We start from the raw sequence: 362 nt of genomic DNA on the forward strand, positions 1-362 counted from the left end.
ACGATGTTCATGCCATCCATCAGCGGGCCCTCGATCACGTCCAGCGGGCGGCTGGAGCGGATCCGTGCTTCTTCGGTATCGGCCTCCACCCAGGCGTCCAGGCCGTGCACCAGGGCGTGCGCCAGACGCGCGTCGATCGGCTTCTCGCGCCACGCCAGGTCTTCGCCCTTGACCTCGCCCTTTTTGCCCTTGTAGCGCTCGGCGATCTCCAGCAGGCGCTCGGTGCCGTCACGGCGACGGTTGAGGATCACATCCTCCACGCGCTCGCGCAGTTCCGCATCGAGGTCGTCGTAGATCGGCATCGCACCGGCGTTGACGATGCCCATGTCCATGCCCGCCGCGATCGCGTGGTACAGGAACAC

The 362-nt window shown here is 66.6% G+C and carries 1 protein-coding gene; it reads right to left on the reverse strand.

What is annotated here, in order from left to right:
- Positions 1 to 362, reverse strand: a 362-nt coding sequence (locus AC1DN0_RS41950; RefSeq protein WP_477146738.1) for a B12-binding domain-containing protein, incomplete at both ends; no start/stop codon positions are given.

The organism is Cupriavidus sp. 05N39, assembly GCF_056397325.1.